This window comes from Streptomyces sp. ISL-12 (genome assembly GCF_018614415.1).
GTDB lineage: Bacteria > Actinomycetota > Actinomycetes > Streptomycetales > Streptomycetaceae > Streptomyces.
The window spans coordinates 1-25053 of record NZ_JAGGOO010000066.1; the positions used below are offsets into that span (position 1 = coordinate 1).

The 25053-nt window shown below is 69.0% G+C and carries 21 protein-coding genes; 8 read left to right on the top strand and 13 right to left on the bottom strand.

Annotated elements, in window-relative coordinates; translation table 11 throughout:
• Positions 1-407, top strand: a 407-nt coding sequence (locus J7I94_RS18515; RefSeq protein WP_215168237.1) for a hypothetical protein, incomplete at its 5' end; no start/stop codon positions are given.
• A gap of 32 nt (positions 408-439) precedes the next feature.
• Here the strand turns inward: J7I94_RS18515 and J7I94_RS18520 are convergent.
• The 3 genes from J7I94_RS18520 to J7I94_RS18530 all read right to left on the bottom strand — a co-directional run bounded on the left by J7I94_RS18520 (position 440) and on the right by J7I94_RS18530 (position 2521).
• Positions 440-1555: an RNA polymerase sigma factor SigF gene (locus J7I94_RS18520; RefSeq protein WP_215168238.1), complete on the bottom strand. Its 1116-nt coding sequence runs from the start codon at positions 1553-1555 to the stop codon at positions 440-442.
• 14 nt (positions 1556-1569) lie between these two features.
• Positions 1570-1983, bottom strand: a complete 414-nt coding sequence (locus tag J7I94_RS18525; RefSeq protein WP_215168239.1) for an anti-sigma regulatory factor — start codon at positions 1981-1983, stop codon at positions 1570-1572.
• 277 nt (positions 1984-2260) lie between these two features.
• On the bottom strand, positions 2261-2521 hold the full coding sequence (locus J7I94_RS18530) for a UBP-type zinc finger domain-containing protein (RefSeq protein ID WP_215168240.1): 261 nt from the start codon (positions 2519-2521) through the stop codon (positions 2261-2263).
• Between the two features lie 61 nt (positions 2522-2582).
• Between J7I94_RS18530 and J7I94_RS18535 the strand changes: the two genes are divergently transcribed.
• Positions 2583-4181, top strand: coding sequence for a Na+/H+ antiporter (locus J7I94_RS18535; protein ID WP_215168241.1), 1599 nt, complete (start codon positions 2583-2585; stop codon positions 4179-4181).
• A gap of 4 nt (positions 4182-4185) precedes the next feature.
• Here J7I94_RS18535 and J7I94_RS18540 read toward each other — a convergent pair whose 3' ends face one another.
• Positions 4186-5124: a 1-aminocyclopropane-1-carboxylate deaminase/D-cysteine desulfhydrase gene (locus J7I94_RS18540; RefSeq protein WP_215168242.1), complete on the bottom strand. Its 939-nt coding sequence runs from the start codon at positions 5122-5124 to the stop codon at positions 4186-4188.
• A 42-nt stretch (positions 5125-5166) separates the two neighbouring features.
• Positions 5167-5745, bottom strand: a complete 579-nt coding sequence (locus J7I94_RS18545; protein WP_251075362.1) for an N-acetylmuramoyl-L-alanine amidase — start codon at positions 5743-5745, stop codon at positions 5167-5169.
• Between the two features lie 328 nt (positions 5746-6073).
• On the opposite strand from J7I94_RS18545, the gene J7I94_RS18550 reads away from it, so the two are divergent.
• Together J7I94_RS18550 and J7I94_RS18555 are read left to right on the top strand one after the other, a co-directional pair.
• Complete coding sequence (locus J7I94_RS18550) at positions 6074-7480, top strand: family 2B encapsulin nanocompartment shell protein (RefSeq protein WP_215168244.1); 1407 nt, start codon at positions 6074-6076, stop codon at positions 7478-7480.
• Between the two features lie 25 nt (positions 7481-7505).
• Complete coding sequence (locus J7I94_RS18555) at positions 7506-8705, top strand: family 2 encapsulin nanocompartment cargo protein polyprenyl transferase (RefSeq protein ID WP_374198402.1); 1200 nt, start codon at positions 7506-7508, stop codon at positions 8703-8705.
• Between the two features lie 500 nt (positions 8706-9205).
• Here the strand turns inward: J7I94_RS18555 and J7I94_RS18560 are convergent, their stop codons facing one another.
• The 3 genes from J7I94_RS18560 to J7I94_RS18570 form a co-directional block, all read right to left on the bottom strand.
• A complete protein-coding gene (locus tag J7I94_RS18560; protein WP_215168246.1) occupies positions 9206-11374 on the bottom strand; it encodes a CHAT domain-containing protein in 2169 nt (722 codons plus the stop codon).
• Positions 11375-11502: 128 nt separating this feature from the next.
• On the bottom strand, positions 11503-12033 hold the full coding sequence (locus tag J7I94_RS18565; protein WP_215168247.1) for an NUDIX domain-containing protein: 531 nt from the start codon (positions 12031-12033) through the stop codon (positions 11503-11505).
• A 1-nt stretch (position 12034) separates the two neighbouring features.
• On the bottom strand, positions 12035-13390 hold the full coding sequence (locus J7I94_RS18570; RefSeq protein WP_215168248.1) for a tetratricopeptide repeat protein: 1356 nt from the start codon (positions 13388-13390) through the stop codon (positions 12035-12037).
• Between the two features lie 223 nt (positions 13391-13613).
• Between J7I94_RS18570 and J7I94_RS18575 the strand changes: the two genes are divergently transcribed.
• The 4 genes from J7I94_RS18575 (at position 13614) to J7I94_RS18590 (ending at position 16625) form a co-directional block, all read left to right on the top strand.
• Positions 13614-14363, top strand: a complete 750-nt coding sequence (locus J7I94_RS18575) for a hypothetical protein (protein ID WP_215168249.1) — start codon at positions 13614-13616, stop codon at positions 14361-14363.
• Between the two features lie 79 nt (positions 14364-14442).
• Complete coding sequence (locus J7I94_RS18580) at positions 14443-15354, top strand: phosphotransferase family protein (RefSeq protein ID WP_215168250.1); 912 nt, start codon at positions 14443-14445, stop codon at positions 15352-15354.
• A 1-nt stretch (position 15355) separates the two neighbouring features.
• Complete coding sequence (locus J7I94_RS18585) at positions 15356-16048, top strand: bifunctional 2-polyprenyl-6-hydroxyphenol methylase/3-demethylubiquinol 3-O-methyltransferase UbiG (protein ID WP_215168251.1); 693 nt, start codon at positions 15356-15358, stop codon at positions 16046-16048.
• A gap of 31 nt (positions 16049-16079) precedes the next feature.
• On the top strand, positions 16080-16625 hold the full coding sequence (locus J7I94_RS18590; protein ID WP_215168252.1) for an HAD domain-containing protein: 546 nt from the start codon (positions 16080-16082) through the stop codon (positions 16623-16625).
• A 185-nt stretch (positions 16626-16810) separates the two neighbouring features.
• Here J7I94_RS18590 and J7I94_RS18595 read toward each other — a convergent pair whose 3' ends face one another.
• The 5 genes from J7I94_RS18595 to J7I94_RS18615 form a co-directional block, all read right to left on the bottom strand.
• On the bottom strand, positions 16811-17902 hold the full coding sequence (locus J7I94_RS18595) for a hypothetical protein (protein ID WP_215168253.1): 1092 nt from the start codon (positions 17900-17902) through the stop codon (positions 16811-16813).
• A 71-nt stretch (positions 17903-17973) separates the two neighbouring features.
• Positions 17974-19344: a protein kinase gene (locus tag J7I94_RS18600; RefSeq protein WP_215168254.1), complete on the bottom strand. Its 1371-nt coding sequence runs from the start codon at positions 19342-19344 to the stop codon at positions 17974-17976.
• Positions 19341-22436, bottom strand: a complete 3096-nt coding sequence (locus J7I94_RS18605) for a hypothetical protein (protein ID WP_215168255.1) — start codon at positions 22434-22436, stop codon at positions 19341-19343. Before J7I94_RS18605 ends, J7I94_RS18600 begins: the two co-directional genes overlap by 4 nt.
• A 28-nt stretch (positions 22437-22464) precedes the next feature.
• Positions 22465-23112, bottom strand: coding sequence for a hypothetical protein (locus J7I94_RS18610; RefSeq protein WP_189847889.1), 648 nt, complete (start codon positions 23110-23112; stop codon positions 22465-22467).
• 535 nt (positions 23113-23647) lie between these two features.
• Positions 23648-24859, bottom strand: coding sequence for a hypothetical protein (locus J7I94_RS18615; protein ID WP_215168256.1), 1212 nt, complete (start codon positions 24857-24859; stop codon positions 23648-23650).
• Positions 24860-25053: the final 194 nt, after the last annotated feature.

Here is a 25053-nt window from a genome sequence, read left to right on the forward strand (position 1 = left end):
CGGCGGAGCCCCGTCCCGTCCGGCTGACCGCCGCGGCCGCACTGGCCGGGCTGGAGGGCCTCGCGCTCGTCGCCGGCGGGGCCTGGATGCTCGTCGGCGGTCTCACCGGGCACCCCGACGACCGCACCCAGGCGGTCACCGGTGGTGTCACCCTGACCGTCCTCGCCCTGCTGCCGCTGCTGGCCGCCCGCGGTCTGCTCGCCCGGCGCGGCTGGAGCCGGGGCCCGGCGGTGATCACGCAGATCATGGCGCTGCCGGTGGCCTACAACCTGCTCCAGGCCGACAGCGTCGCCATCCCCGCCGGGATCGTGCTGGCCGTGGTGGCCGTCGCGGCGCTCGTCCTGATCGTCAACCCCGAGACCACCCGGGCCCTCGGGATCAGGACACCCGGGGACTCACGGAAGTAGGGAAGCGGCGGAAGCGGCGGCGGGCCCGCGGCTCACTCCTCCACCAGCAGCTTCTCCCGCAGCTGGGCCAGGGTGCGGGCCAGCAGCCGGGACACGTGCATCTGGGAGATGCCGACCTCCTGCGCGATCTGCGACTGGGTCATGTTGCCGAAGAACCGCAGCAGCAGGATGCGCTTCTCCCGGGGCGGCAGGTCCTCCAGGAGCGGCTTGAGCGACTCCCGGTACTCCACGCCCTCCAGCGCCTCGTCCTCCGCGCCGAGGGTGTCGGCGACCGCCGGGGACTCGTCGTCGGTGTCGGGGACGTCCAGCGAGAGCGTCGAGTAGGCGTTGGCGGACTCCAGGCCCTCCAGGACCTCCTCCTCGGAGATGGCCAGCTTCTCGGCCAGTTCGTGCACCGTGGGGGAGCGGCCGTGCAGCTGGGACAGCTCCGCCGTCGCCGTGGTCAGCGACAGCCGCAGCTCCTGGAGCCGGCGCGGCACCCGCACCGCCCAGCCCTTGTCCCGGAAGTGCCGCTTGATCTCGCCGACCACCGTCGGGGTCGCGTACGTGGAGAACTCCACGCCGCGCTCCGGGTCGAAGCGGTCGACCGACTTGATCAGGCCGATGGTGGCGACCTGGGTGAGGTCGTCGAGGGGCTCGCCGCGGTTGCGGAAGCGGCGGGCGAGGTGCTCGACGAGCGGCAGGTGCATGCGCACCAGCCGGTTGCGCAGCTCCGCGTACTCGGGGCTGCCGTCGTCCATGCGCCGCAGCTCGGCGAAGAGGGCACGGGCCCCGCTGCGGTCCTGCGGGTCGTGCCGGCCGTGCTGTTCCGGCACGCTCCGCGCGCCGGGCACCTCGTCCTCGGATTGTCGCTCGTGCTCGCTCATCGTCCCGCCCGTAGCCCTTTCCGGAGCCCTCGCCTCCGATCGGCCGGGCAGGACGGGATCGCCCCCGCTCCGCCCGTCCGAAGGCACGCTCTGCGCGGCGCCGTCCCGCTCCCCGTCCCGCTGCCCGCCGCCCGGGACGCCGGACTGGACACCGGCCTCCTCGGGGTGCGGACGGGCCTGCTCGGGGATGCCGTCGATACCGCCCGCCCTGCCCCGGGCCCCGCTCGCAGGACGTGCGCCCTCGGCCGGCAGCCCCCGTGTGCCGCGCTCTTCGTCCCGCACCGGCCCGTCCTCCCTCACGCCGGCCCGGGTCCCGCGCCGCGCTGTTTGTAGAGGCTGATCGACACGGTGGCGTCCTCGTCCACGGCGGAGGACACCTTGCCCGCCAGCGCGGACAGGACGGTCCAGGCGAAGGTGTCCCGTGAGGGCGCGTGGCCGTCGGTGGTCGGCGCCGACACGGTGACCTCCAGCGAGTCGTCGACGAGGCGGAAGACACAGCTGAGCACGGAGCCGGGCACGGCCTGCTGGAGCAGGATCGCGCAGGCCTCGTCCACCGCGATGCGCAGGTCCTCGATCTCGTCGAGGGTGAAGTCCAAACGGGCCGCGAGGCCGGCCGTCGCCGTACGCAGCACCGACAGGTAGGCCCCCGCGGCCGGCAGCCGGACTTCGACGAAGTCCTGGGTCGCGGGCTCGCCTGCGAACTGGGACACCCTCACCTCCAAGGTGGTACAAGCGTTTCAGGGCCGAGGGTCACCCCTCGGGTAACGCGGTGACGCGATACGTGGTTCAGTGGTTCAGCGGTGACGTTATCGCGCTCCGTGCTTTCCTGTCCCCGAGACCCCAACCCCTTGCTGTCACTCATAGTAAACACGTGAACACGCACAGTGGCTAGGGGTTGGGCGGGACCAAATCGGAAGAGCGCACGCCGGGTTGACGTACCCACACGTCAGGCGGTCGAACCGTACCTTCCTGTCGCCCTCCGGGTCCCTACACGAGCACGTGGTCGACGAAGCACCAGCGCCAGTCCTCGCCCGGCTCGAAGGTGCGCATCACGGGATGCCCGGTCTGTTCATGATGCCCTGTCGCGTGGCGTTTCGGGGAGGAGTCGCAGCAGCCGACATGACCGCAGGTGAGGCAGAGCCGCAACTGCACCGGGTCCGTGCCGTCGGCCAGGCACTCCGGGCAGGTCTCGCTGAGCGGCTCCGGCTCCGGGTGCGGCAGCGCGTCGGCGTGCGTGCACTGTTTCATGATTGCCAGGTTACGACGGGCGTGCGGAAGACCGCGCGGAGGAAAAGGGTGGGCAGGGACCATGGACGTGATGCCGCTGCTGTTGCTGGTGGCGGGGAGCGCGGCGGTCGCCGCGGCGGGGCGGCGCACACCGGTGCCCGCGCCGTTGCTGCTGGTCGCGGCCGGACTGGCGGTCAGCTACGTCCCCGGCGTGCCCGACTACACCCTCGACCCGCACGTCGTGCTGCCGCTGCTGCTGCCCCCGCTGCTGTACACGGCGGCCACCGACAGCTCCTACCTGGACCTGCGCGCCCAGCTGCGGCCCGTCGCCCTGCTCTCCGTGGGCTACGTGCTCTTCGCGACCTTCGTCGTCGGCTGGGCCGCGTACCTGATCGTGCCGGACCTGCCGCTGACCGCCGCTCTGGTGCTCGGCGCGGTGGTGGCACCGCCGGACGCCGTCGCGGCCACGGCCGTCGCCCGCCGGGTCGGACTGCCGTCCCGGATCACCACCATCCTCCAGGGCGAGTCCCTGGTGAACGACGCCACCGCCATCACCGCCTACAAGGTGGCGCTCGCGGCGGCGGTCGGCGAGGGCGCCACCTGGGCCGGCGGGATCGGCGAGTTCCTGATCGCCGCGGTCGGCGGCGTCGGCGTCGGACTGATCCTCATGGTGCCGCTGCACTGGCTGCGCACCCGCCTGAAGGAACCGCTCCTCCAGAACACCCTCTCCCTGCTGATCCCGTTCGTCGCCTACGCGGCGGCGGAGCAGGTGCACGCCTCCGGAGTGCTGGCGGTGGTCGTCGTCGCGCTGCACCTCGGCCACCGCGCGTGGGAGGTCGGTTTCGCCACCCGCCTCCAGGAGGACGCGGTGTGGAAGATGGTCGCCTTCGTCCTGGAGTCCTCCGTCTTCGCCCTGATCGGCCTCCAGCTCCCCGTGGTCCTCAAGGGCCTCGGCGCGTACGAGGGCGTCCAGGCCGCCTGGTACGCGCTCGCCCTCTTCCTGGTGGTGGTCGCGGCGCGGTTCGTGTGGTCCTACCCGGCGACCTTCCTGCCCCGCGTCCTCTCGGCACGCGTGCGTGCGCGCGAGGAGAACCCGACCTGGAAACAGCCCTTCGTCATCGCCTGGGCCGGCATGCGGGGCGTGGTCTCCCTGGCGATCGCCTTCTCCATCCCGCTCACCGTGCACGGCGGCGAACCCTTCCCCGAACGCAACCTGATCCTCTTCCTCACCTTCACCACGGTCATCGGCACCCTGGTCGTCCAGGGCGTGACCCTGCCGCCGCTGATCCGCCTGCTGAAGTTCCCCGGCCACGACGTCCAGGCCGAGACCCTGGCCGAGGCCAACGCCCAGGCCCAGGCGTCCCGGGCCGCCGAGCAGCGCCTGGACGACCTGCTCACCGACCCGCGCAACGCCCTGCCCGGGCCGCTCGCCGAGCGGCTGCGCACGGTCCTGGAGCGCCGTCGCAACGCCGTCTGGGAACGGCTCGGCCAGGTCAACACCGTCACCGGGGAGAACGTCGACGACACCTACCGGCGGCTGTCCAGGGAGATGATCGGCGCCGAGCGCGAGGTCTTCGTCAAGCTCCGGGACGGCCGGTACATCGACGACGAGATGCTGCGCACGCTGCTGCGCAGGCTGGACCTGGAGGAGGCGGCGGCGTACCGGGAAACCGCGTCGTGAGCGGTCACGGGTGCTCGGGGAACCGGTGCTCGGGGAACGCGGGCTCGGGGAACGGGCGGCCGGTGATCACCGCGGCCAGGGTCGTGCCGCGCGGGAAGGCGCCCTCCTCGGTGAGCGTGAGCAGCGCGTACAGCGTCTTGGCGACATACAGGCGCTCCACGGGCAGCCCGTGGCGGCGTTCGAAGTCGGCGGCGAAGGCGTCCAGTTCGTCGGGCACGCGCGCGTAGCCGCCGAAATGGAAGCGGTCGTCCAGGCTCCAGGTGCCGCGGGGACCGCCGAACGCCCGCTCCTGGAGCCGCCGTACGTCGCCGTCCAGGAAACCGCCCTTCAGCACCGGGACGCCGAGCGCCCGCTGCCCGGCGCCGAGACCGGCGGCCAGCCCGGCCAGCGTGCCGCCGGTGCCGCAGGCCACGGCGACCACGTCGGCGTAACCGTCCAGCTCTTGGCCGAGGGCCCGGCAGCCGCGTACCGCCGCGGCGTTGCTGCCGCCCTCCGGCACCACGTACGCCTCCGGCGCCCCGGCCGCCGCCATGAGGGCCGTCAGGATCTCCGGCTCGGTCTTGCGGCGGTACGCCGACCGGTCGGTGAAGTGCAGCCGCATGCCGTCGGCGGCGCACCGCGCGAGCGAGTCGTTGAGCGGGCGGCCGGCCAGCTCGTGGCCGCGCACCACGCCGACCGTGGACAGGCCGAGCAGCCGCCCGGCGGCGGCGGTGGCGCGCAGGTGGTTGGACCAGGCGCCGCCGAAGGTCAGCACCGTACGGCCGGCGGCGGCCGTGAGGTTCGGTGCCAGCTTGCGCCACTTGTTGCCGACCAGCGCCGGGTGGATCAGGTCGTCCCGCTTGAGCAGCAGCCGTACGCCCCGCCGCTCGAACCGCTCGTCGGTGAGCTCCCGCACCGGCGAGGGCAGCCGGGGGCCGAGGGCGGCGACGTCGTTGCTGGTCACCCCGCCATTGTCACCCTGGTGAGCCGGTTGCTCCGGACCGGGTCACTTCAGACGGTCCCGGATCCGCTCGCGCATCGACTTCATGGTGAACCCGCGCGGGTCCACCTTCCCCGGCTGCCACTCCAGGTGCCCGATGACGGACCGCTCGTTCCAGCCGTGGTGGCGGCAGACGGCCGCGGCGGCCTTCTCGATGGCCTCCAGCTGCTTCTCCGGCCACGGGTCCTCGCCGTCGCCGAGGTTCTCGCACTCGAACCCGTAGAAGCGGGCGTTGCCGTCGGTGTTCGCCTCGTTGTCCTTGGGCAGCCCCTTCTCCGCGATCACCGCGCGCAGTACGTCGTCGTCGCCGAGACCGGCGTGGTTGGCCCGGCCGTAGCCGACCAGGTGGACCCTGCCGTCCTTGGTGATGACGCCGTGGCACAGCGGGCCGGGCAGCCCCTCGTAGCCCTTGCGGCAGATGTCCACGGTCCGCGCGCTGCCCTTGGTCACGGTGTGGTGGATCATCACGCCGTGGACCGGGCCCCAGGCGCCCTTGGAGTTGCGGTTGTGCGTGCGCCAGTCGCCGACCTCGACGACCGTGAGGCCCTCGGCCTTCAGCGCTCTCAGGAAACTGCTCGCGGACATCGGTGCGGCCATCACCGGCTCCTTCGCTCCGCGCGACCGCCCGACGCGACCGCCTCGTACGGTGCTTGTACCAAAACGGAGCCGCGTCTACCGCCTGTTCGGTCTCTGTGCGAGTCGATTCGGACAACGTTGCGGCCCGCGACGGGAGTTGGGAGGGGACAGCGGGTCCCGGGAAGGCGGGACCGAAAGCCCAAGTCTGCCCCGGCGGCCGGTGCTCCATTCCCGCTCTTTCGGGTAATAGCACTGACACATTGCGTGAGGAAGGCTGGTCCCCGCAGATCGATGCGCGGCGCGTGTGCGCCGGGCATGACCGGGAGGGCAATTCCTTATGTCGGTAGGCGAAGAGGTCCGCACCGAGCAGACCAGGCCGCAGCAGAGTCTCGGCACGGCGGCGGCGCGGAACCTGGCCACCACCACCAAGTCCGTTCCTCAGATGCAGGAGATCAGCTCGCGCTGGCTGCTGCGGATGCTGCCCTGGGTCGACATCCAGGGCGGTACGTACCGTGTGAACCGGCGCCTGACCTTCGCCGTGGGCGACGGCCGGGTGACGTTCGTGAAGACCGGCGACCGCGTCGAGGTGATCCCCGCGGAGCTGACCGAGCTGCCGGCCCTGCGGTCCTACGAGGACGACGAGGTGCTCTCGGAACTGTCCCGCCGCTGCGAGCAACGGGAGTTCGGACCGGGCGACGTCATCGCCTCGTTCGGCAGCCCGAACGAAGAGGTCTACCTGCTGGCGCACGGCAAGGTGGAGAAGGTCGGCACCGGCCCCTACGGCGACGACGCGGTCCTCGGAGTCCTCGCCGACGGCGCCTACTTCGGCGACCGGGCCCTGCTCGACGGGGACGCCATCTGGGAGTACACGGCCCGCGCGGTGACCGCCTGCACCGTACTGGTGCTGCCCCGCCAGGAGGTGGAGCAGATCGCCGAGCGCAGCGACTCCCTGCGCGAGCACATCCAGCAGCGCCGCGCCGAGCCCCAGCAGCCCACCAACAAGCACGGCGAGAAGGCGATCGACCTCTCCGCCGGCCACAGCGGCGAGCCCGACATCCCGCACACGTTCGTCGACTACGAGGCCAAGCCCCGCGAGTACGAACTGAGCGTCGCCCAGACCGTCCTGCGCATCCACTCGCGCGTGGCGGACCTCTACAACCAGCCGATGAACCAGACCGAGCAGCAGCTCCGGCTGACGGTCGAGGCGCTCAAGGAGCGCCAGGAGCACGAGCTGATCAACAACCGCGAGTTCGGCCTCCTCCACAACTGCGAGTACGACCAGCGCATCCAGCCGCACGAGGGCGTCCCCGGCCCCGACGACCTGGACGAGCTGCTCAGCCGCCGTCGCGGCACCAAGCTGCTCCTCGCCCACCCGCGCGCCATCGCCGCGATCGGACGCGAGCTGAACAAGCGGGGCCTGGTCCCCGAGACGATCGACATCGCCGGCAACCGCATCCCCACCTGGCGCGGTGTGCCGATCTACCCGTGCAACAAGATCCCGGTCACCGAGGCCCGTACGTCCTCGATCATCGCCCTGCGTACCGGAGAGGCGGACCAGGGTGTCATCGGCCTGCGCGCCACCGGCATCCCGGACGAGATCGAGCCGAGCCTGTCGGTGCGCTTCATGGGCATCAACGAACAGGCCATCATCAAGTACCTGGTGACGGCCTACTACTCGGCGGCGGTGCTGGTGCCGGACGCGCTCGGCGTGCTGGAGAACGTCGAGATCGGCCGCTGGCAGTGATGCCCGGCGCACCGTGGTCCCGCCGATGTGGGGTGAGCGGATGACGGGGGCCGGCGACCGAGCCCCCGGCGTACGGCGGCCCACCGTGACACTGGAACGGCACGTGCCGCCGGTGGGGCACGGGCCCGGTGAGGGGCGGGGGGCCGCTGAGGAACAGGGGGCCGAGGAACAGGGGGCCGTGGAGCCGGAGGCTGCCGACGGGCACGAGGCGGCGGAACTGCTGCGGCGGGCCCGGGCCTCGGTCGACCCGGAGCTGCGGGCGGCGCTCGCGTCGCTGCCGGGCCCGCTGGGCCGGGTGGCGCTCTACCACTTCGGGTGGCAGGGGGCCGACGGGACACCGGCGGCCGGCAACGCCGGCAAGGCGATCCGGCCCGCGCTGGTCCTCGCCTCGGCCGCCGCGCTCGGCGGGCCCGAGGCCAGGGCGGCGGCCGTGCGGGCGGCGGTCGCGGTGGAACTGGTCCACAACTTCACGCTCTTGCACGACGACGTGATGGACCGGGACACCACCCGCCGCCACCGGCCCACCGCCTGGACGGTGTTCGGGGACGCCGACGCGATCCTCGCGGGCGACGCCCTCCAGGCGCTGGCCCTGCGGCTGCTCGCCGAGGACCCGCACCCGGCGTCCGCGGCGGCGGTCGCCCGGCTCGCCGGCTGTGTCGTGGAACTGTGCGTGGGGCAGCAGGCGGACACCGCGATGGAGCGGCGCGGCCCGGCCGGGATCACCCTCGACGAGACGCTCGCCATGGCCGAGGCCAAGACCGGCGCGCTGCTGGGCTGCGCCGCGGCGCTGGGCGCGCTGTACGCGGGCGCCTCGGACGAGGACGTACGGGCACTGGACGCGTTCGGCCGGGAGGCCGGACTCGCCTTCCAGCTGATCGACGACGTCATCGGCCTCTGGGGCGACCCGCGCCGTACCGGCAAGCCGGCCGGGGCGGACCTGGCGGCCCGCAAGAAGTCGCTGCCGGTGGTGGCCGCGCTCGCATCCGGCACCCCCGCGGCGGCCGAGCTGGCCGCGCTCTACGCGACGCCGTACGACGAGGCCACGGAGGACCTCACCGCCACGGCGCTGCTCGTGGAGCGGGCGGGCGGCCGGGACTGGGCCCAGACCCAGGCGGCCGACCGGATGGGCCGGGCGATGCAGGAACTGGCCCGCGCCGTACCCTCCCCGGAGGCGGCGGGGGGCCTGCTCGCACTGGCCGAGTTCGTGACCCGGAGAAACACCTGAGGTCCAAGAAACAGACGGGGTCCGAGAGCCACCCGAGGACCGCGACCCCGGAGCCCGCAGACCCGCACGCCACCTGACCGCGTGCGGCCGCACCGCCGGGGCTCCGGCCCGACGGGTCCCACGCCGCGGCATGTGGTGTGGGACCCGTCTTCCGCGTACGGGGCCGCGTGCCGGTTCGCGTACGGGTCCGTGTACGGGTTCGCGTACGGCGAAGGGGCCCGGCCTGGTGAGGCCGGGCCCCTTCGGGGTGCCCGTGGGCGCGCGATGGTGCACCGATCGCGGCCTGGGGAGGCAGACCGGCCGTCAGGCCTTCTTGGTCTCCTAGTAATGGGGCGGGTCGGTGACCTGCGGGGATGATGGCCGCAGGTCACCGACCTGGTCTTTTGGTGTTGGGTGGCGATGGGCTGTGACGGTCGTGATCGGGTGTCCTGCGGACTGTGTGCGGACTGCTGTGTTGCGTTTAGAGCGGCAACTCGGGTCCTGTGTGGGGCCGCCGTGGTTCAAGGGCGCAGGCGATAGCTCTTCACACGGTTCGCCACGTGCCCCAGGTGGACGCGCTCAGGGCGGCCGACAAACAGGTAGAACATCGACTCTGGCACATAGCCGGGTCTACGGAACCAGGTCCGAACCTTGGAGCCCATGCCCATGTCGTCCGCGATTTCGGCCAGCACGCGCTCGGTGTCCTCGTAGATGCGCCCCCTCCGGAGGCGCCCCTTGGATCTGTTCATCATGAAGTCCGTCAGTACCGGGATGCTGCTGCCGCGGTCCTTCATGGCCCAGTTCTGCAGTGACCTGCTGGCGCCCAGGATGTCGTTGACGGCGTTGCTGGCCTGCACGTGGTGCCACACATCGAGAAGCGTTGCAAAATGACCCGGGTGCTTCAGTTCCTCGAGTACGTTCGCGAGGAAGCGGACCATGAGCATTGCGTTGCGGTCGACACGCACCGGGACCTGTGTGCCAAGTACGGCGAGCACGCCTTCGCGGAGTAGCAGGTCGGTCACGCTGACCGCGCCAGCGCCCCTGGGAGCGACATGGCAGGCGCTGAGCATTACGACGGGAGGCGCATTCCCGGGGCCGAGGCCGAGCTCCAGGCATAGCTCATCGCCGATGACGAGTCCGGAGACGTTGCCCCTGAATGAGCCGTGCGCGCTGATGATCAGAAAGTCCGGGCGGTACTCGGCGACAGCGTGGCGGAGTGCATCCGGGGTGAGTGTTTCGACCTCATCGATCTTGAGCGCGTCGCCCGCTGCCTGGGCGGCCTCTTTCGCGACCTTCCAGCCCTGGCGCGAGAGTCGACCCACAGGGTCACTGGTAGGAATGCATTCCGCGATGAGGACCCTCACTCTGCCGTTGAGGTTGACGCTTGAGGGCGTGTCGGTCTCGTGCTGGAGAGTGCGGATCAGCGGGGTAAGTGGGCGGTAGGTAAGGGGCAATCGTGCGGTCAGCGGGGAGGTGTCGCCGGGCAAGGTCAGGAGTCCGAGGGGGAAGTTGGAGAACACCGTTAGCTGCGATGCCCGCTTGATCAGCTCGACGACGTCCTCGCTCCAAATGGAGCTGGCGGCTGCGTCGAGACGGGCCATCAGACTGCGAACGCTGGCGGGATTCTCGTTGCCGATGAAGTGCCGTTCCAGTTCGGCCAAAGCCACGAAGGCGTCCCTGGGGACGGGCGGCATCATCAGCCCGAGCCCGTTTGTGGCAACGGCGTGATGTGTCGCAGCGAACTCGATGGCGGCATCTTCTACCGCACTGTCGGAACGCTCGTGAAGTGACACGGACCAGACGTTCGGCTCGACTTCGCTGCTGAGAGGGGAAATTTGGCTGCGCAGTTCACTGCTGTATGCCGTGCGCGAGTAGGCGACAGCAACTCCTGGTAGCGCGAGAGTCAATGGGAATCTGAGACTTCGCGCTTCTTCGTCTAGTGTGCTCTCGAAGCGTTGTTCGGCGACTTCTCGCGGTGTTTCCTCACTTTCCAGCCGAGAGATCGTAGCGAGGAGGATCTGCCCGTGCACCGCTCGCAGGACCAGCCCGTCGGCGCCACTATCCGGCGAAGGCTCGGCGAGGTCGCTGGCCCATCCCATCTGCCTTGCGAGCCTGCGGTGGGGCAGTAGGACGGGAGCAAGATCTAGGCGTCGAGTCAAGGTGAGTACGTTCGATAGCGGCTCGCTGTCCGGGATGAAGTGATGGTGGATTGCCTTCCACTGCGCCGTGAGGCTTTCGTCGCTCAGGGCCGCGTAGCCCACTGGAGGCAGGGCGAAGTTCATCGCCTTGGAGCGCTGCCGGGCCTCTTCCAGCAAGTCGTCCGGGCACACCACTAGTGTGCGGTGGAGCCCACGGAAGAATCCATCGACGTACCTTGCGTCGAACACGTCAATCGGTAGGAGCAGGATGTGATGGTCGAGCTTTAGCTGCTGGGCCGCTTTGAGGATCCTGGCTGGTGTGTCAACGAGGTCGCTGAGGGTGCTCGGAAGGTGCAGGGTGTACCAGAGCCCCGGGAGTGCGGCGGCAGCGGCTCGGGATATTCCATGGGGTACGGTCACATCCCTTTTCGCGGCTTCGTCCAGCTGTTCCGTGGTGAGGGGCGAGTACGCCGCCGGATTGGTTCCTCCGTTCTCGGCACGGCACAGGACGACATAGCCGAGCGGCCGCTCAAATGGTGATCCCGCTCCCATGATTACACCCTCCCCGCGCGCAAATCGCTGCTTGTCTACAGAGTATTCGACTGTTCACCACTTGTAACGTATCAGCGTCGGTACTGCGGGCATCTCGCCGTGCCCTGATTAACCACACCAGTTCTCTTCTATGTCCAGCCGTCCAGCGATACCTGAGGCCCTCCGATGAGGTAGCGGTGAAGGGCGCTGGCCGTAGTGTCAACGAACGCCTCGGGAATGACCTTGGCGTCTACCCAGCAAACCTGGCTGTGCTTGCGGGGTTCGCGGTTCTCGGGTTCGCCGGTCCATTCGTGGGCGGCGAAGACGACGGTGAGGAAGCCGTTGAGGGCTTCGACGCCCCAGGCGCCGTGGATGATGTGGGCGACCTTGAGGGACTCGGGCTTCACAGTGAGGCCGGTCTCCTCGTACAGCTCGCGGACGGCCGTCTCGGTGATCGGTTCGCCCGGTTCGCTCTTGCCGACGGGGAGGTCCCACAGGCCCTGGGCGAACTTGGCGTTCTCGCTGCGCTGAAGGAGGACGACGCGGTTGGTGGCCTTGTCGTGGACGATGACGGCGGCGACCAGCAGGGTCATCGATTCGAGCGCCGGCTTGAGGGTCTTCGGCTGGTCGTTGGTCTGCTCGGCCACGGTGTTCCCTTCGTCGGGCGGGTTGTTGGGCATGTTAGGCGAGGGCCTCGCGGGCGCGGCGGGCGAGATCGGCGGCGCCGGGAACGCGGCGGCGCTGGTAGACCGCGAGCGTGGAGCGGATCGAGGTGATCGCCTTGCGGGTGCGGTCGGAGGTCATGCCCTCCATGAGGACCAGAGCTTGAGTCCAGGCGGCGACGGCCTCGTCGGCGCGGGCCTGAGCGACGAGGCTGTCACCGAGGTCGGCGTGAGTGAGGGCGTGGACGCGCTTGTACTTCTCCGGGTCCCAGCGGGTGAGGGCGTCGCGGTGCTGCTGCTCGGTGCCGATGTGGTCGGCGAGGTCGGTCAGGGTGCGGGCGGTGTGGCTGGCCACGGTGCCGGCGGCGGGGCCGCTCACACGGGAGTAGCTGGGCTGGGGGCGGTCGTCGCGGAGAAGGGCGTCTTCGGCGGCGAGCAGGGCGCGTGCGGCCGATGGGTGCTCGTCGGTGGCGGCGTAGGCGCGGGCGTGGGTGATGTGGAGGAGGGCCTCGGTCTGGCCGTCGACGTGGCCGAGACCTGTGCGTAGGGCGCCTTCGACGAGGTCGACGCAGTGGTGGGGCTGCTTGAGGCTCAGGGCCTGGTGGGCGAGGGCGCGCATCATCCAGGCGGCGTGGCCGTGGGGGTCGGCTTCGCAGGCGAGCTTGTAGCCGACCTGGTAGTAGCGCTGAGCGGCGCCTTCCTGGCCGAGGTCGTGGTGCTTCCATCCTGCGAGGTAGGCGAGTTCGGCGACGGCGCCGAAGGCGGCCCGGCGTAAGGCTTCGCTGGGGAAGCGTCCGCGCAGCATGGGGGCGGCGGTGTCGGCGAGGTACGCGGTGACGGTGGTCAGGCCGTGCCCGCCGCCGAGGCGCTCGTCGGCGGCGCTGAAGGCCGCGGTGATCTGGCGTACGACGTCCACGTCCTCTAGGCCGACCAGGGATGTGCCGGTGCGGGCGCGGAGCATGCGGGCGGTGGCCTCGTGGTCGTACCCGAGCGGCATGGCGACGCCGGCGGTGGTGAAGGCCGCGATGGCGAGGAAGCGGCGGCGCTCGACGTCGGCCCGGCCCAGGTCCGTAACCGCGAGGACGGGGTCGGATTCCGCCAGCGCATCGGCATCACCGGCCTGGAGGCCGATCTCGGTCTGGGTGACCATGCGCTCCGCTCGGCGGGACAGCGCCTCGGCCAGGTACTGACCTACCCGGCCCGACGGAGCACGGGAGCCGTTCACCCAGTGCGAGATGGCCGACTTGTTGGTCTGGAGGATCTCGCCGTTCTCAGCGGCGATACGCCGCACGTCTCGGGCGAGGGCCTCATAGGTGCAGTCGACCGCTGCAATGACGCCGCGCAGACGGGAATTGGGGTCTCTCGGCGCCGCCACGATCGCCTCCACTCCGGAGCTGTAAACCGCGTATACCGCTTCAACTGCCTTCCACCGTACCCACTGAGCGTGACCACCGGTTCACTTATCAGCAGCCGCCCGGAACGGCACGACCGTAATCCAGGCTCCCCCTTGGTCCGGGCGGCATCCCGAAGTTCCGTACGCCCACACCGGGCTCGGGCATTCCTGTGCCCGAACCCGGCCAATCAGAGACGGAGACACGGTGACCACCATCGACACCACGGCTATCACGGTCGAACTGCCCGAGGCGTTCGACCCGCGCTGGAGCCGCCTGCCCGGCATCCAGGTCGACGGCCGGCGCATCACGATCGACCCGGCCAAGTACTTCTTCCGCTTCGAGTCCAACACCTGGCTCGTCGCCGACTGGGAGCTGGTCAAGGCCCAGCTCCTGGACGTGGACGAGACGACCGAGAGTGCGGTCGAGCAGCTCGCGCTCGACTTCATCAAGCAGCACAGCGAGTCCACGTCCGACGCGGCCCGCGTCCTGGTCACCGCGTACGAGGCGTACGCGTACCTCTTCCGCGACGAGCACCTGGCCGGCCTCGGCCTCCCGCAGATCACCGCCGACCACCTGCGGATGCTCCGCGAGGCCGCCACTCTCATGGCGCTCAACAAGGTCGAGCTGGACGGGCACATCTCCAACGTCGGCCCGTGCTGGTTCTTCCCCGCCGCCACCTCCGTCGTCTTCGACCTGGACGACGAGATGGGCGGGATGCTCGACGAGGTCTACCACGGCGGCTGGTTCAACGAGCACCGCCGGATCGAGTCCATCAAGGCTCACGCCGCGCTCGGCGGCCGGCTCGTGCACGGCTGCCAGTCCGTGCCGGACCAGTCCGGCGGCGTGGTTGCGCCCTACGGTGCCTCGATGGCGAACTTCCGTGACGACCTCGCCGCGTTCAAGACGGGCTGGATCGAGCAGGTCTACGCCCACCGCGTGAACCCCGCCGCGTAACCCCACCCGATCAGGCTCCGGGGCGGGCCGGCACTCCTCGCCCGCCCCGGACGCCACCACCCCTCCCCGGAGCCCTCCCGTGACCACGAACCCCAGTGCCGAACTCTTCGACAACCTGCTCACCGCGACCGGTCAGACCACCGCCGCACGGAAGGAGGTACGTGTGTGGTCCATGTCCGGCGTCGAGCGCGTGGCCTTTCCCGACGGCTCTACGGCCATCTTCAAGTACGCCAAGAAGCCCTTCGACTGCGAGGACCAGGCCCTCCGCCTGGCCCGTACCCTCGGCGTACCAGTCCCTGAGGTCCACGCCTCCGCCGTCCTGGACGGCTGGCTCGGCATGCTCATGGAGGACCTCGGACCGTCCGTACGCGAGGCCGACGACCTGGACGGTGTCGCCGCGGCCGTGATCCTGCACGGCGCCCGTACGGCTCCGCCCTTGCCCGTCCTCGGCCAGGAGCGCCTGCGCACACTTCCGGTCCGGGCGCTGGAACACTTCGAACGGCTGCGCAAGGCCGACCGGTGGCAGGACGCCGACGACGTCGAGGACGCGCTCGACCGGATCGTCCAGGCCGCCGAGACCCGCTCGGCCGGAGCGACGCTGGAACCGTTCGGCTGGGTGCACTCCGAGTTCCACCCCACCAGCCTCCACATCGGCGAGCGCGGCTGGCGGCTCCTCGACTTCGCCCGCGCCTTCACCGGCCCCGGCCTGCTCGACCTCGCCAGCTGGCACGGCACCATCGAGCCCCCACACCCCGTCCGCCTGCGCGTCTTCCTGGAGCAGTACGTCACCGCCGGCGGCACCCCCGACGCCCTCGCCCCACGCGGCGGGCTCACCGCCGAGAACTGGGCCCTGGGCTGGCACCGCATGTGGGCCATCGAGTGGTTCATGGAGCAGTCCATCCGCTGGATCAACGACCCGGCCACCGACCCCGCCTACATCAAGACCGTCCGCCGCCACCTCACCGACGTCCTCCACCTCCTGGAGATCTGACGTGCTCGCCCAGGTATCCCCCTGGCACGCCCACGCGCTCCAGCGCACCGCCGCTGGACTCGCCGAACCCCTCTCCGTACCCGCCCGGATGGAGTGGACCACGAGACCCGGCCAGGGGCCCGGGGCCGAGATTCTCAGCCCCGACCTGCGCGGCAAGCGACTCCTGGAACTCGGCTGCGGCCCCGGCCACAATGCCGCGCACCTCGCCACTCGCCATGGCGCCCACGTCACCGGTGTCGACCTGGTCGGCCTTCAGGTCCGCCGCGCCCGCTCCCACTACGGACGGCTGAACAACCTCACATTCGTTGCCGGCCACGCGCTGCACTACCTGCACGCCTCCGACGAGCGGTTCGACGCGATCTACTCCGTCTTCGGTGCCGTCGGCCTCGTCGCCCCTGAGCTCCTGCTCCCGGCCATCGCCCAGTGCCTCACGCCTGGACGAGTGCTCGCCTTCTCCACCCCCCATCCGCAGCGTGGCGGCCGCAGCCCCTCGGGCGACGACCGGCCCCGCCGCGACTATGTCACCCTCCCCGACCGCACCCGGCTCCCCATCGCCCGATGGGAGTTCTCCGCGGACCAGTGGGAGAAGCACCTCAGCCGAGCGGGCTTCTGGCTCACCTTTGCTCAGGAATTCCACGACCCCCGCATGGGCCACTGGCCCACGACCCTGCTGATCCGCGCCCGCAAGCTCTGACAGCCGCCTTCGCCCGGCCTCTGGAGGACCGATGCGCCCGCCCTACCTGCTCCTCGACGTCGACGGTGTCCTCATACCCTTCCCCGACGCGGACGGGACCACCCCAACCACACACGCTCGCCACGACGTCGTCCCCGCCGGTCGCAGCGCCGACAACTCGGTCACGGTCTGGCTCAACCCCGACCACGGCCGTCTGCTCATGGACGTCGTCCGCACCGGCTTGGTCACCCCGGTCTGGTGCACGAGCTGGCGCCAGGACGCCACCACCCTCATCGGGCCCCTCCTGGGCCTCCCGACGCTGCCGTACATCGATCTCCCACGTCCGCAGATCACTACCAGCCACCCCAACGGCTACCTGTGGAAGCGCGACCACGTCGACGCCTGGCTGGGCGACAGCCCCGCCGTCTGGATCGACGACGACTTCACCAGTCTCGACCATGAATGGGCGGTGGAGCGCACTGCGAAGGGAACGGCGACCATCCTCATTCAGCCCGAGCCACACCTCGGGCTGCAGCCCGAGCACCTGACCGAGGTCACGACGTGGGCCTCGCAGTTGCCCGCAGCCCACGCCGTCTGACGACTGCTGCCCTCACTGCCACGAGCAGCGAGGGCAGCAGCCTGATGAGCATGGTGCCCCACTCGACCAAGACGTGCGGAAGGTCGACTGAGTACGGACCGACATGACGCCTGAGCTTGTTGGTTGAGACTTCGAGATCTCCGCCAACGGCACGGGAGCCTTGTGCGTTGCGGGTATCGAGCTCGTCACTCAATCAAGTGGTCGCGGTGAAAGAGCTCACCTTGCCTTGGGGCTCCCGCTCGCTGGTGCTGCTGAGGCAGACTTGCTGGGATTGCTGGGAGCATGCCCAGCGACCTCAGGATGCGTCCGGTGTCAGCCCCGTCGATGATCATGTAGGAGCGCGGGCGTCGGGCGTCGTGGGCGTAAGCGTCCATCATGCCAACCACGCTCGGCTTGATCTGATGACAGTGCTGCAGAACGAGTAGCTCCGCGGGCTCGGTGAACAGTCGATCGATTTGGTCGCCGTTCTTGCCCAGGGCCTTGACGTCCATGGCGCGCGGATAGCCGGGTCCCTTGAACAGCCAGGCGGCCGAAACCTGGCGCCCGCGGACGAACACTCGTGATGTGTAGAGGTCGGAGCGCTCGCCACCCCAGTCCTTCGGAACGTACGACTCGCCGATCAGTCCGGCGAAGGCGTGTTTCACCACATCCTCCGGCACGCGCAGGACCACTTCACCCTCAGCCTCAGTGAAGGGAGATGTGAAGTCGATCCCGTTGAATTGGCTGATGTCGCTGGGGTACACCCGTGCTCCCGGCGTCAGTCCCCCGGCGGCGAGGTCGTCATCGATGAACGACCTGATTCCGATGAAGACCGGCCTGAGCTCAATTTGCGCTGCTCTGAGATCGGTGACTGTTCCGACCAAGTAGGCCCGCCTGGTACCAGCAAGGCTGCCGGCCGCAGACGAGCTGGCGGTTCTTGCCGAGTTGAACGTGCCGGTGACGTGCACCTGCTCGCCCGCGTCGAGCGTCGCTGCAAAGCTGATCGGCTTAAAGCCTGGGGTGTCCTGTTCTCGGTCCCGCTGGAATGCAAAATCCAACTCAGCGCCGACGACCTGCCCCGTGCGCAGGTCCTGCTCCAGGACGCACCGCGCCAGCTCGCTGACTCCCAACGAGGAAAGCGCCTCGGCCAGTTCTGCGGCAAGCGCGTAAGGCAACGCTGCCTCTGGCTCGCTCCTGCGGGCAGCCCGTGCCCGCGCGGACTCTGTCCGCCGCTCGCCAAGGAGAGACTGAACCTGATCCTGGTGCAGGAAGTACGGCTCTAGCGCGATGCGCGTCATCGGAAACGTGATCCTTTTGGCTGGGCGGACCAGGCTCAGCGCCTGGCAATGCTGGGACGGCGTGGGAACGGTCACGGGATGTTCTTGAGCAGGCCAAGGAACTCGTCCACGTCCTGCGGTCGGTCGGTGGGCTTGTGGCGAGTCGCCTCTGCTACTACTGCTCGCCATGGTCCGCGTGCGGGCAGCAGTGGGAGGTTCTGTTCCGGACGCTCCCTCGTCAGGATGGCCGCGATGAGCCGTCCAATGCTGTAGATATCGGCAGCAGCCGTCACGTTATGGGGATTCCCGGACGACAGCTCCGGCGCGGCGAATCCCTCGGACCCGAAACCGGTGCCGGTCCGAGTTCGTCGCGGAACAGAAGTCTCCCCTCGGGGCTGACGACCAAGCCCCCAATCTGCCACGACCCAATTGCCGTTGAGGAGCAGAACGTTTGCTGGCTTGATGTCACGGTGGATCCGGTCGTCGGCGTGTGGACGGCGCAGTCCTTCGCAGATCGCCGTGACGAGGTTCCGGAGGGCTCCTGTCTCCCGCTGCAAACGTTCTGCGTGGCTGGCGGCACTGCCGTTCGCAAGCGGCATGACGAACCACCGCCCGTCTGGGTCAGAGTCAAGCACTGGCATGACGTTCGGGTGTTCTCCGTAGAGGTGCCCGATGGAGATCTCGCGGCCCATGCGGTGTATAGAGTCCTCATCGCCGTAGCGGAGCTGCTTCATAGCGACAGGGATACGGGTGTGCCTGTGCACGCCGCCGTAGACCGCTCCTTGGCCGCCCTCAGCGAGCGGCTCCTGATCCCTGTCGTAGTCCGCCTTCGTTCCGCGCTTAAGCCACTGCACAGCAGCCCACGGCGCGGCCTCGCCCGTGCCGGTCATTGTCTCGTCGATGAGAAGGGCACGGGCGGCCTCGATGACGTGGTCACGATAGGCCCCGTCCCGTTGCGCTAGGAGGATGGCCACCAGTGAACCGGCAGCCGGGAAGGGAGCAAGCTCGACGGCAAGACGGCGTGCCTCGTCGCCCTGAGCGGACCTTCGGGCGGCGCGCTGGCTGGTGTGCTCTTGCCGGGCCGCGTGCAGGTCAGGATGAGGAACCCAGCCGCGCGGTGGCAGGACCACACGGGCGTCGCGGAAGTCGCATTCGAGGACGATGCACCCGTTGCGCGCGAGCTCTGCGGCTATGGCCTCGGCGCGGACGCCGAACGTGGTCACGGCGGATTGCCATCGGCGGGGACCGTTGGTGGCGAAGGCCCACTGGCTGTCGGTCAGGCCATGCGGGCGCTGCGGTGCCGCAAAACCTTCCGGCTCCAGGGTGACGCGCGTGATCTTCGGATTGCCGTTGCGGTCGGTGCTGTAATTGCCGTCGGGCAGGGGGACTGCGTACGTGGTAAGGCCGGGGTAGACGTTGAGGTGGCGCATCGCGAAGCCGCGCGGGCGGGAGCGGGCGGTCATGCCGGCTCGCGGTACTCATTGCCGGTCAGCCAGGCACGGAGTAGTTCGACACGCGGGGCGTGCTCGTCATAACCGACGATGACGGGCTGCTCGTTGTACGGGCTGGAGTCTGAGCTGCGGCGCAGCTTGACGTACTCGCCACAGGCATCGATGGCATAGGATTCCATGTCGTCTTGCAGTGCCCCGACGACAGTGATGCCGCTCTCCCTGCCGATCTGCCCGAGCAGGGCGACCGCCTCGCGGCGGTGCTGCTTACCGAGGTTGCGGCCGAGTTCGTCTAGAACAAGGACCAGCGGGCGGCCCGTGCCGCTTGCGGCTGCGGCGGCGCACACAAGCTTGATCGCCCGATCATCGATCTGCGCAGTGTTGGCCCGCCGGTCGTAGGGGATGTGCCGCCGCCCCTCGGCGCGCCGCCACGTCGGTACAACATTCCAGCCCCAGTCCTCGGTGGGATCGACCGGCGGTGGAGGTTCGTCGTACTGCAGTGAGGCCCCGTACCCACCGTAGGCCCTGTCGAGCCGGTCGAACTGGGCTGCAACGTCGGCCAGCTTCTTCTTGATGGCGGAGCTGAGCGCCCCTCGGTAGGCCCGGCTGGCCTGGACAGCCTCCTCGTGACCGATCCGTGCGGCGCCGAGGCTCTCGTGGCGTTCCCTGCGCTGAGTGGCGATCTGCTGGCGCTCGTACCGGTCAGTGCCTTCCAGGTGGCGCAAGTAGACGTGGAGTGCGTGGCGCAGCGGGGCGAAGGCGGCCTGTGCCCGCTGGCTGCTGCCGGGTCCCCGCTGGTTGAACTCTTCCAGCAGTCCAGTGATCTCCGTCGACACACTGTCAGAAGCGGTGCGAGGGAAGCACTCGGATATCGCGGTACGAATCAGGTCCCTGGCTTCCTCCCACCAGTCACCAGCCGTCCAGGACTGCTGGTTTTCCGGCAGAGCGAGCAGGTGCTCGCTGGCAGAGTCGAGGGTGCCATCCCATTGGGCGGCCAGATCTGGAAGACCGAGCTGCAATTGTTCCTTCTTGAGGTTCTCGAGCTTCTCTCGTCGAGTCTTGTTTGCCTCGTCAAGGGTGGTCTTCTGACGCTGCAGAGACTCGATTTGCTTCTGACGGACACCCTCCAGTCGGAGCACCTCGTCCCGCTCGACGACTGCAGCGCCGAGCGCCGGAGCGAGTTTTACGCGCTCATCCCGGATGGCCTGATCTCTCTTCCGCAGGCTGCCAATCCGCACGTCCAGTTGAGTTGCCTCAACTGCGGCTCTCGCACCCTTCTGCCGGCGCTCAGCAGCAGTGACCCGCCGACCGGCAGCTTTCCATCGCTCTTCGGCCAGCTGATGACCTTCGGATTCTTGGCGAACGCGTTCCCGTGCGGCAGCAATGCGGGCGGCACGGCCGGTCACGGGGCTGGGGAACCCGCCGATGATCACAACACCCGCGTCGTCGTGCACCCGGTCGGGGTTAGCGCGGGCAGTAACTCGCGCGTCAAGGGTCGCGAGGAATCCGCTCAAGTCATATTGCGGGTCGGCATTGCTCGGGAGGTCAATGCGCCCCGCACTTTTTGTGAGATTGGCGGCGATCAAGGTCGAGCCGGGTACGCCCGCCAAAAGCACGCTGGCCCTGTCGAGGTCGCCGGAGTCTACGACAGCCGCCTCACGGTACGGCCAGAGGGCTGACTCCCACTTTGACCTCTGTTGGGCGTTGAGGACAACTGCGTCGAGTAGGCAGATGCCCCTAATTCCTTCGGCTGCAAGGACGTCGATCTGCTGCCGGGCCAGGTCCCTGCCGCTTTCCGTGTCCTGCAGGCTTGTTTCGGCGTCGGAGAGCGCCTTCTCCGCCACTCCAAGTGCCTTGACTGCCCCTTCCAGCTTAATGTCCGCATCGGTGCGTTCCCGGTTAGCGGTTGGCTCGTCACGGCCGTCAGCATCACGGGCTGTTTCCCTGGCTGCGCGCAGCTGACGGTCGGTCTCCTCGATCTGCTGTTCCAGCGCTGCAATCTGGTTGCTCAGCTCGCGGTCAGCACCATCGAGCCTGTCGAACGTGCTCATCGCAGCCTGCTGCCGTCGTGTGAATGCCTCGTCATCGGCCAGCTCCGCCACCTGTCCGACCAGCTCTTGTGCCATGCGACTGGTCTTCTCAATCTCGGTATCGATCCCAGCAACCTCGGCTTGGATTTCGGCGTTGCGCTGGAGGGCGTCGCACAGCAGCCGTGCCGTGCGCGACCGCCAGCGGTCGGCGGCATCCGCGACGCGCCCACGCGCCCGGTCCCGTGCGTCGATACCGTCCTCGATGACCTGGGCGCTTTCCTCCCAGGTGGCAAGGTCGGACTCGGCGTTGTTGGCCTTCTGGAGGAGGTCGTACTCGTGGCGGCGTGCCTGGCGTTCCGTCTCTAGCTCGCGGTCGATACCGGTGAGTGCAGCGATCGCTTCGAAGATCCGCCGCTTGGAGATCTCGTTCAGCGGTTGGGCGAGCAGGTTCGGTGCGGCGCTGGCCCTCACTGATGTCGACAGGAACGACACGCACCGCACGTGCTCCCCGTAGAGGGTGCGTGGGAGATCACGGGCCGCCACGTCCTGCCGCCTAGCCCGCGGGGGCAGGGCCTGCCAAACCGAGTCAGCGGCCTGCTCCCGTTCGGCCTCGTTGTCCCCAGTGGGTAGATGCAGCCCGTCCTGCCAGCGTAACTTCAGTCGGGGCCCCTTTTGGCTGCTGCGGTCGATCCGGATCCACACGGTCAGGGCGCTGGCTTGAAGCTGATCAAGGGTTCCGGCAGCGGGAGCGAACACGCCGATGACGTACCCATGGTCGGCGTTACCCCAACGGTCTTCACCGCCGGCGTCCTCGGAGTTGAACAGCAGGTCGACCGCGGCGGGCGCGCCGGAACCGAATCGCCACTGCTCATCGGCATGCAGCAAGCTGATCTGGGCCAGCAGCGACGACTTCCCCGCCCCATTGGAGTCCTTCGGCCCCTGCCCGGCCACGGCGATGAGGGTGCCAGCGGCAATCGGAACGGGATGCGTGGACAGCCGGGAGACTCGCACGCTCTGCAGGCCGACCAGGACACGGTCACCGACTATGTCCTCTTCTTGCGGCGTGCTGATGTTCATGAACCGCTCCTCGGGGAGATTGTCACTTCTAGGGGCGGGCCAGGCTCCGGCGGACCATGATTGCCGTTGCGAGCGCGGTATCCGGGCCTACGGCCAGGATTAGGTTCTCCTGCAAACGCTGGCGCGCGGCGGGAGTGAGCCGACGTAGCGCCGGCCCAGGGACGTAGGAGGCACCAGCTGTCTCGGGATCGGAGCCGCGCACCGCACGGACCAACCCGGCCGCGCGCAGCCACTGCAGGGCATCGGAAAGGCGCCGCTGCCCGTGGACCTGCGATAGCTTCCGCAGGCGGGTTGGTGTGGTCGGATGGGGTGACTGCCAGTCGTCCCCGACCAGACGCCCCTCTGCCCGGGGGATGGCGACCGAGTGAATTAGCACCAATATCAGCGCGGCCCGTTCCAGCGGCGGCAATATCCCCCAGCCCTTCGCCACGAGTTCCGCGGCGATGTCGTCTCGGTACCCCGATGTCCACAGGTAGGCGCCCGCATGGACGAGCGTGCGGCCGGTCCTGTGCAGCATCTGATCAAGCAGGTGGCGCAGCGCCGCGTCTCGAAGTGCGGGAAGCGCGGCCTCACTGGCGGGCTCGCTGCCGTACTCAAGCGCGGCCCAGGCCGAGACCAGCGCGTCACGGTGCTTATCGCCGAGCGGCTGGAGCAGATCATCGAACAAGCCGCTCATCGGCCCGGCTCCCGGTCAGGCCGCGGGAGCGGCAGCTCCCGGTGCAACTCCCTCAGCGCCGGAAGGTCCTGCTCCGGCCAGGTAGCCACTCGCGGGCCGAGACAGACCCTCTGTGCCTCATCATCGATATCCAGCCACCGGCTAGCATGCAGACGTCGGAGTGCTCCCGTTCCAAGGCGGTGCAGCACCTCTTCCCCGCGTCCGGGAATGAGCTGGTCTACTACATCCAGCACCTCGCGCGTCGTCGACGACTGTCCCGGCCACGGGATTCTCTGGACGTCGACCCAGCAGCAGCGCAGCGCCGCGGCCAGGACTCGGCTGGTCTCGTTAGGGAACTCCGCTGGGACCACCTGCATCCGCAGCTCGCGCAGCACGGCCGGAGTCACGTCATCGGGTGGGCGGGGCAGCAGCCAGCAGCGCTCACCCCCTTGCTCCACTAGTCGCGACATGCCTACCGGGGTTCTGGTCGCTGACGGCATGCGCAGCGGGCCTTCGGCTCGCGCCCTCGCCCACCAGAGCGCCGCCTCCTCACTAGTCACATGTGCCTCCGCTCTCGCTCGAACACGCCAGGAGTAAGCCAGGACGGCACGCTGCCCGCCCGTACCTGGACCGGGCCAGACCATGCCAGCCGGTAGCCGAGCCGGTCGTTGTTGCTCGCAGCAACTAAGTCGGCCAGCACTCGGCGCGCCGTCACCCAGTTCATGCCCGACAGCAATTGCTCGACCGCAATAGAGTCCCGGCCACTGAGCACCTCTTCGGCAACTCCCGCCAGTCGCTCGGCCTCTGCGTCTGACCATTCCTGGGAGGGCTGCTCATCGCCATCGGAAATCCGGGAACGCGGCGGCGTCGAGCGGCTGCCGTTCGGCTGCGACCTGCCAGCAACAGCCACTACCAGGTCGGCGACATCGTGCCACGGGGAAGGCGCGTCGAAGACTTGATCAGCCAGGACCGCCGCGAGCTCATCCACGGTTGCCCGCCGCGCGAAGCGCTGCCACATCTCGGGGGGCAGCAGGTTCAGCGCCCTCGTGGTCCCCGCTGCGGTCATCAGGCGTGCCGACGCGTTCGTCGAAGCATCTTCGTAGGCTGCGATCGCCGACCGCAGCTCCCCGCACATGCGGCTGAGCTCCGGCCAGAACTCCAGCAAGATCTCATGCACCGCAGACGCCTGGTCAATGAGCGTCTTCGCGTTCCACAGCAGCGGCGCGCGCTCCCGCAGCGCCTCCACGGTGCCGCCGACGGTCAGCGCCACGAGCTCGGCGACGAGGAGCCGGAGCGCCGTGGTTATTCCGACGACAACCTCAAGGGCTTCCTCGGGTGTACCCTGCCCTCCCTCCAGCCTGATCTTCTCCATCGTCAGAAGCTGGTGCAATTCCGACTGGCCCCCGCGAACCAGCATCCGCTGAACGAACAGCATCGACACGTAGCTAGTGAACGAGGCCCGGTACTCGCGCTGGTAGGGCTTATCAAACGCGGGCTGGATCGCTCCAAGCTTCCGCAGGACACCCAGCCGGTTGTCGATCACCTCTTCCGGGAAGGCGGAACATGCCGCCCGGATCTGTTCAGCTGTCAGCCCGTCCTCACCCGCGCGGGCAAACGCAGCGAACAGCGTGTCCGCCAGTCGGAACAGAGCCGCGTCATCGATCGCCGCGTTCGCCTGGCGCGCAAGGACGGCGACTATCTGCTCGAAGACAGAAACAACGGCTTGCTCGGCCGCCACTGCTTCCAGTCCAAACTGCTCGTCCACCACTGAACCGTTCCTGGTTGTGTCCTGGCTCTAGGGTTGAGGTTCCAGCTGCGATATTGCAGGGGTGGGTAGAGCCCTGTCTCATGTTTGACGGGCAGGTTCTCGTAACAGGAAAGGGCAACGCTCCCGCCGACCTCATCACCCCCAGTCCCACCCGCAGCACGTAGGGTAGCTGATCTGATGGAAAGGTCGCAGGC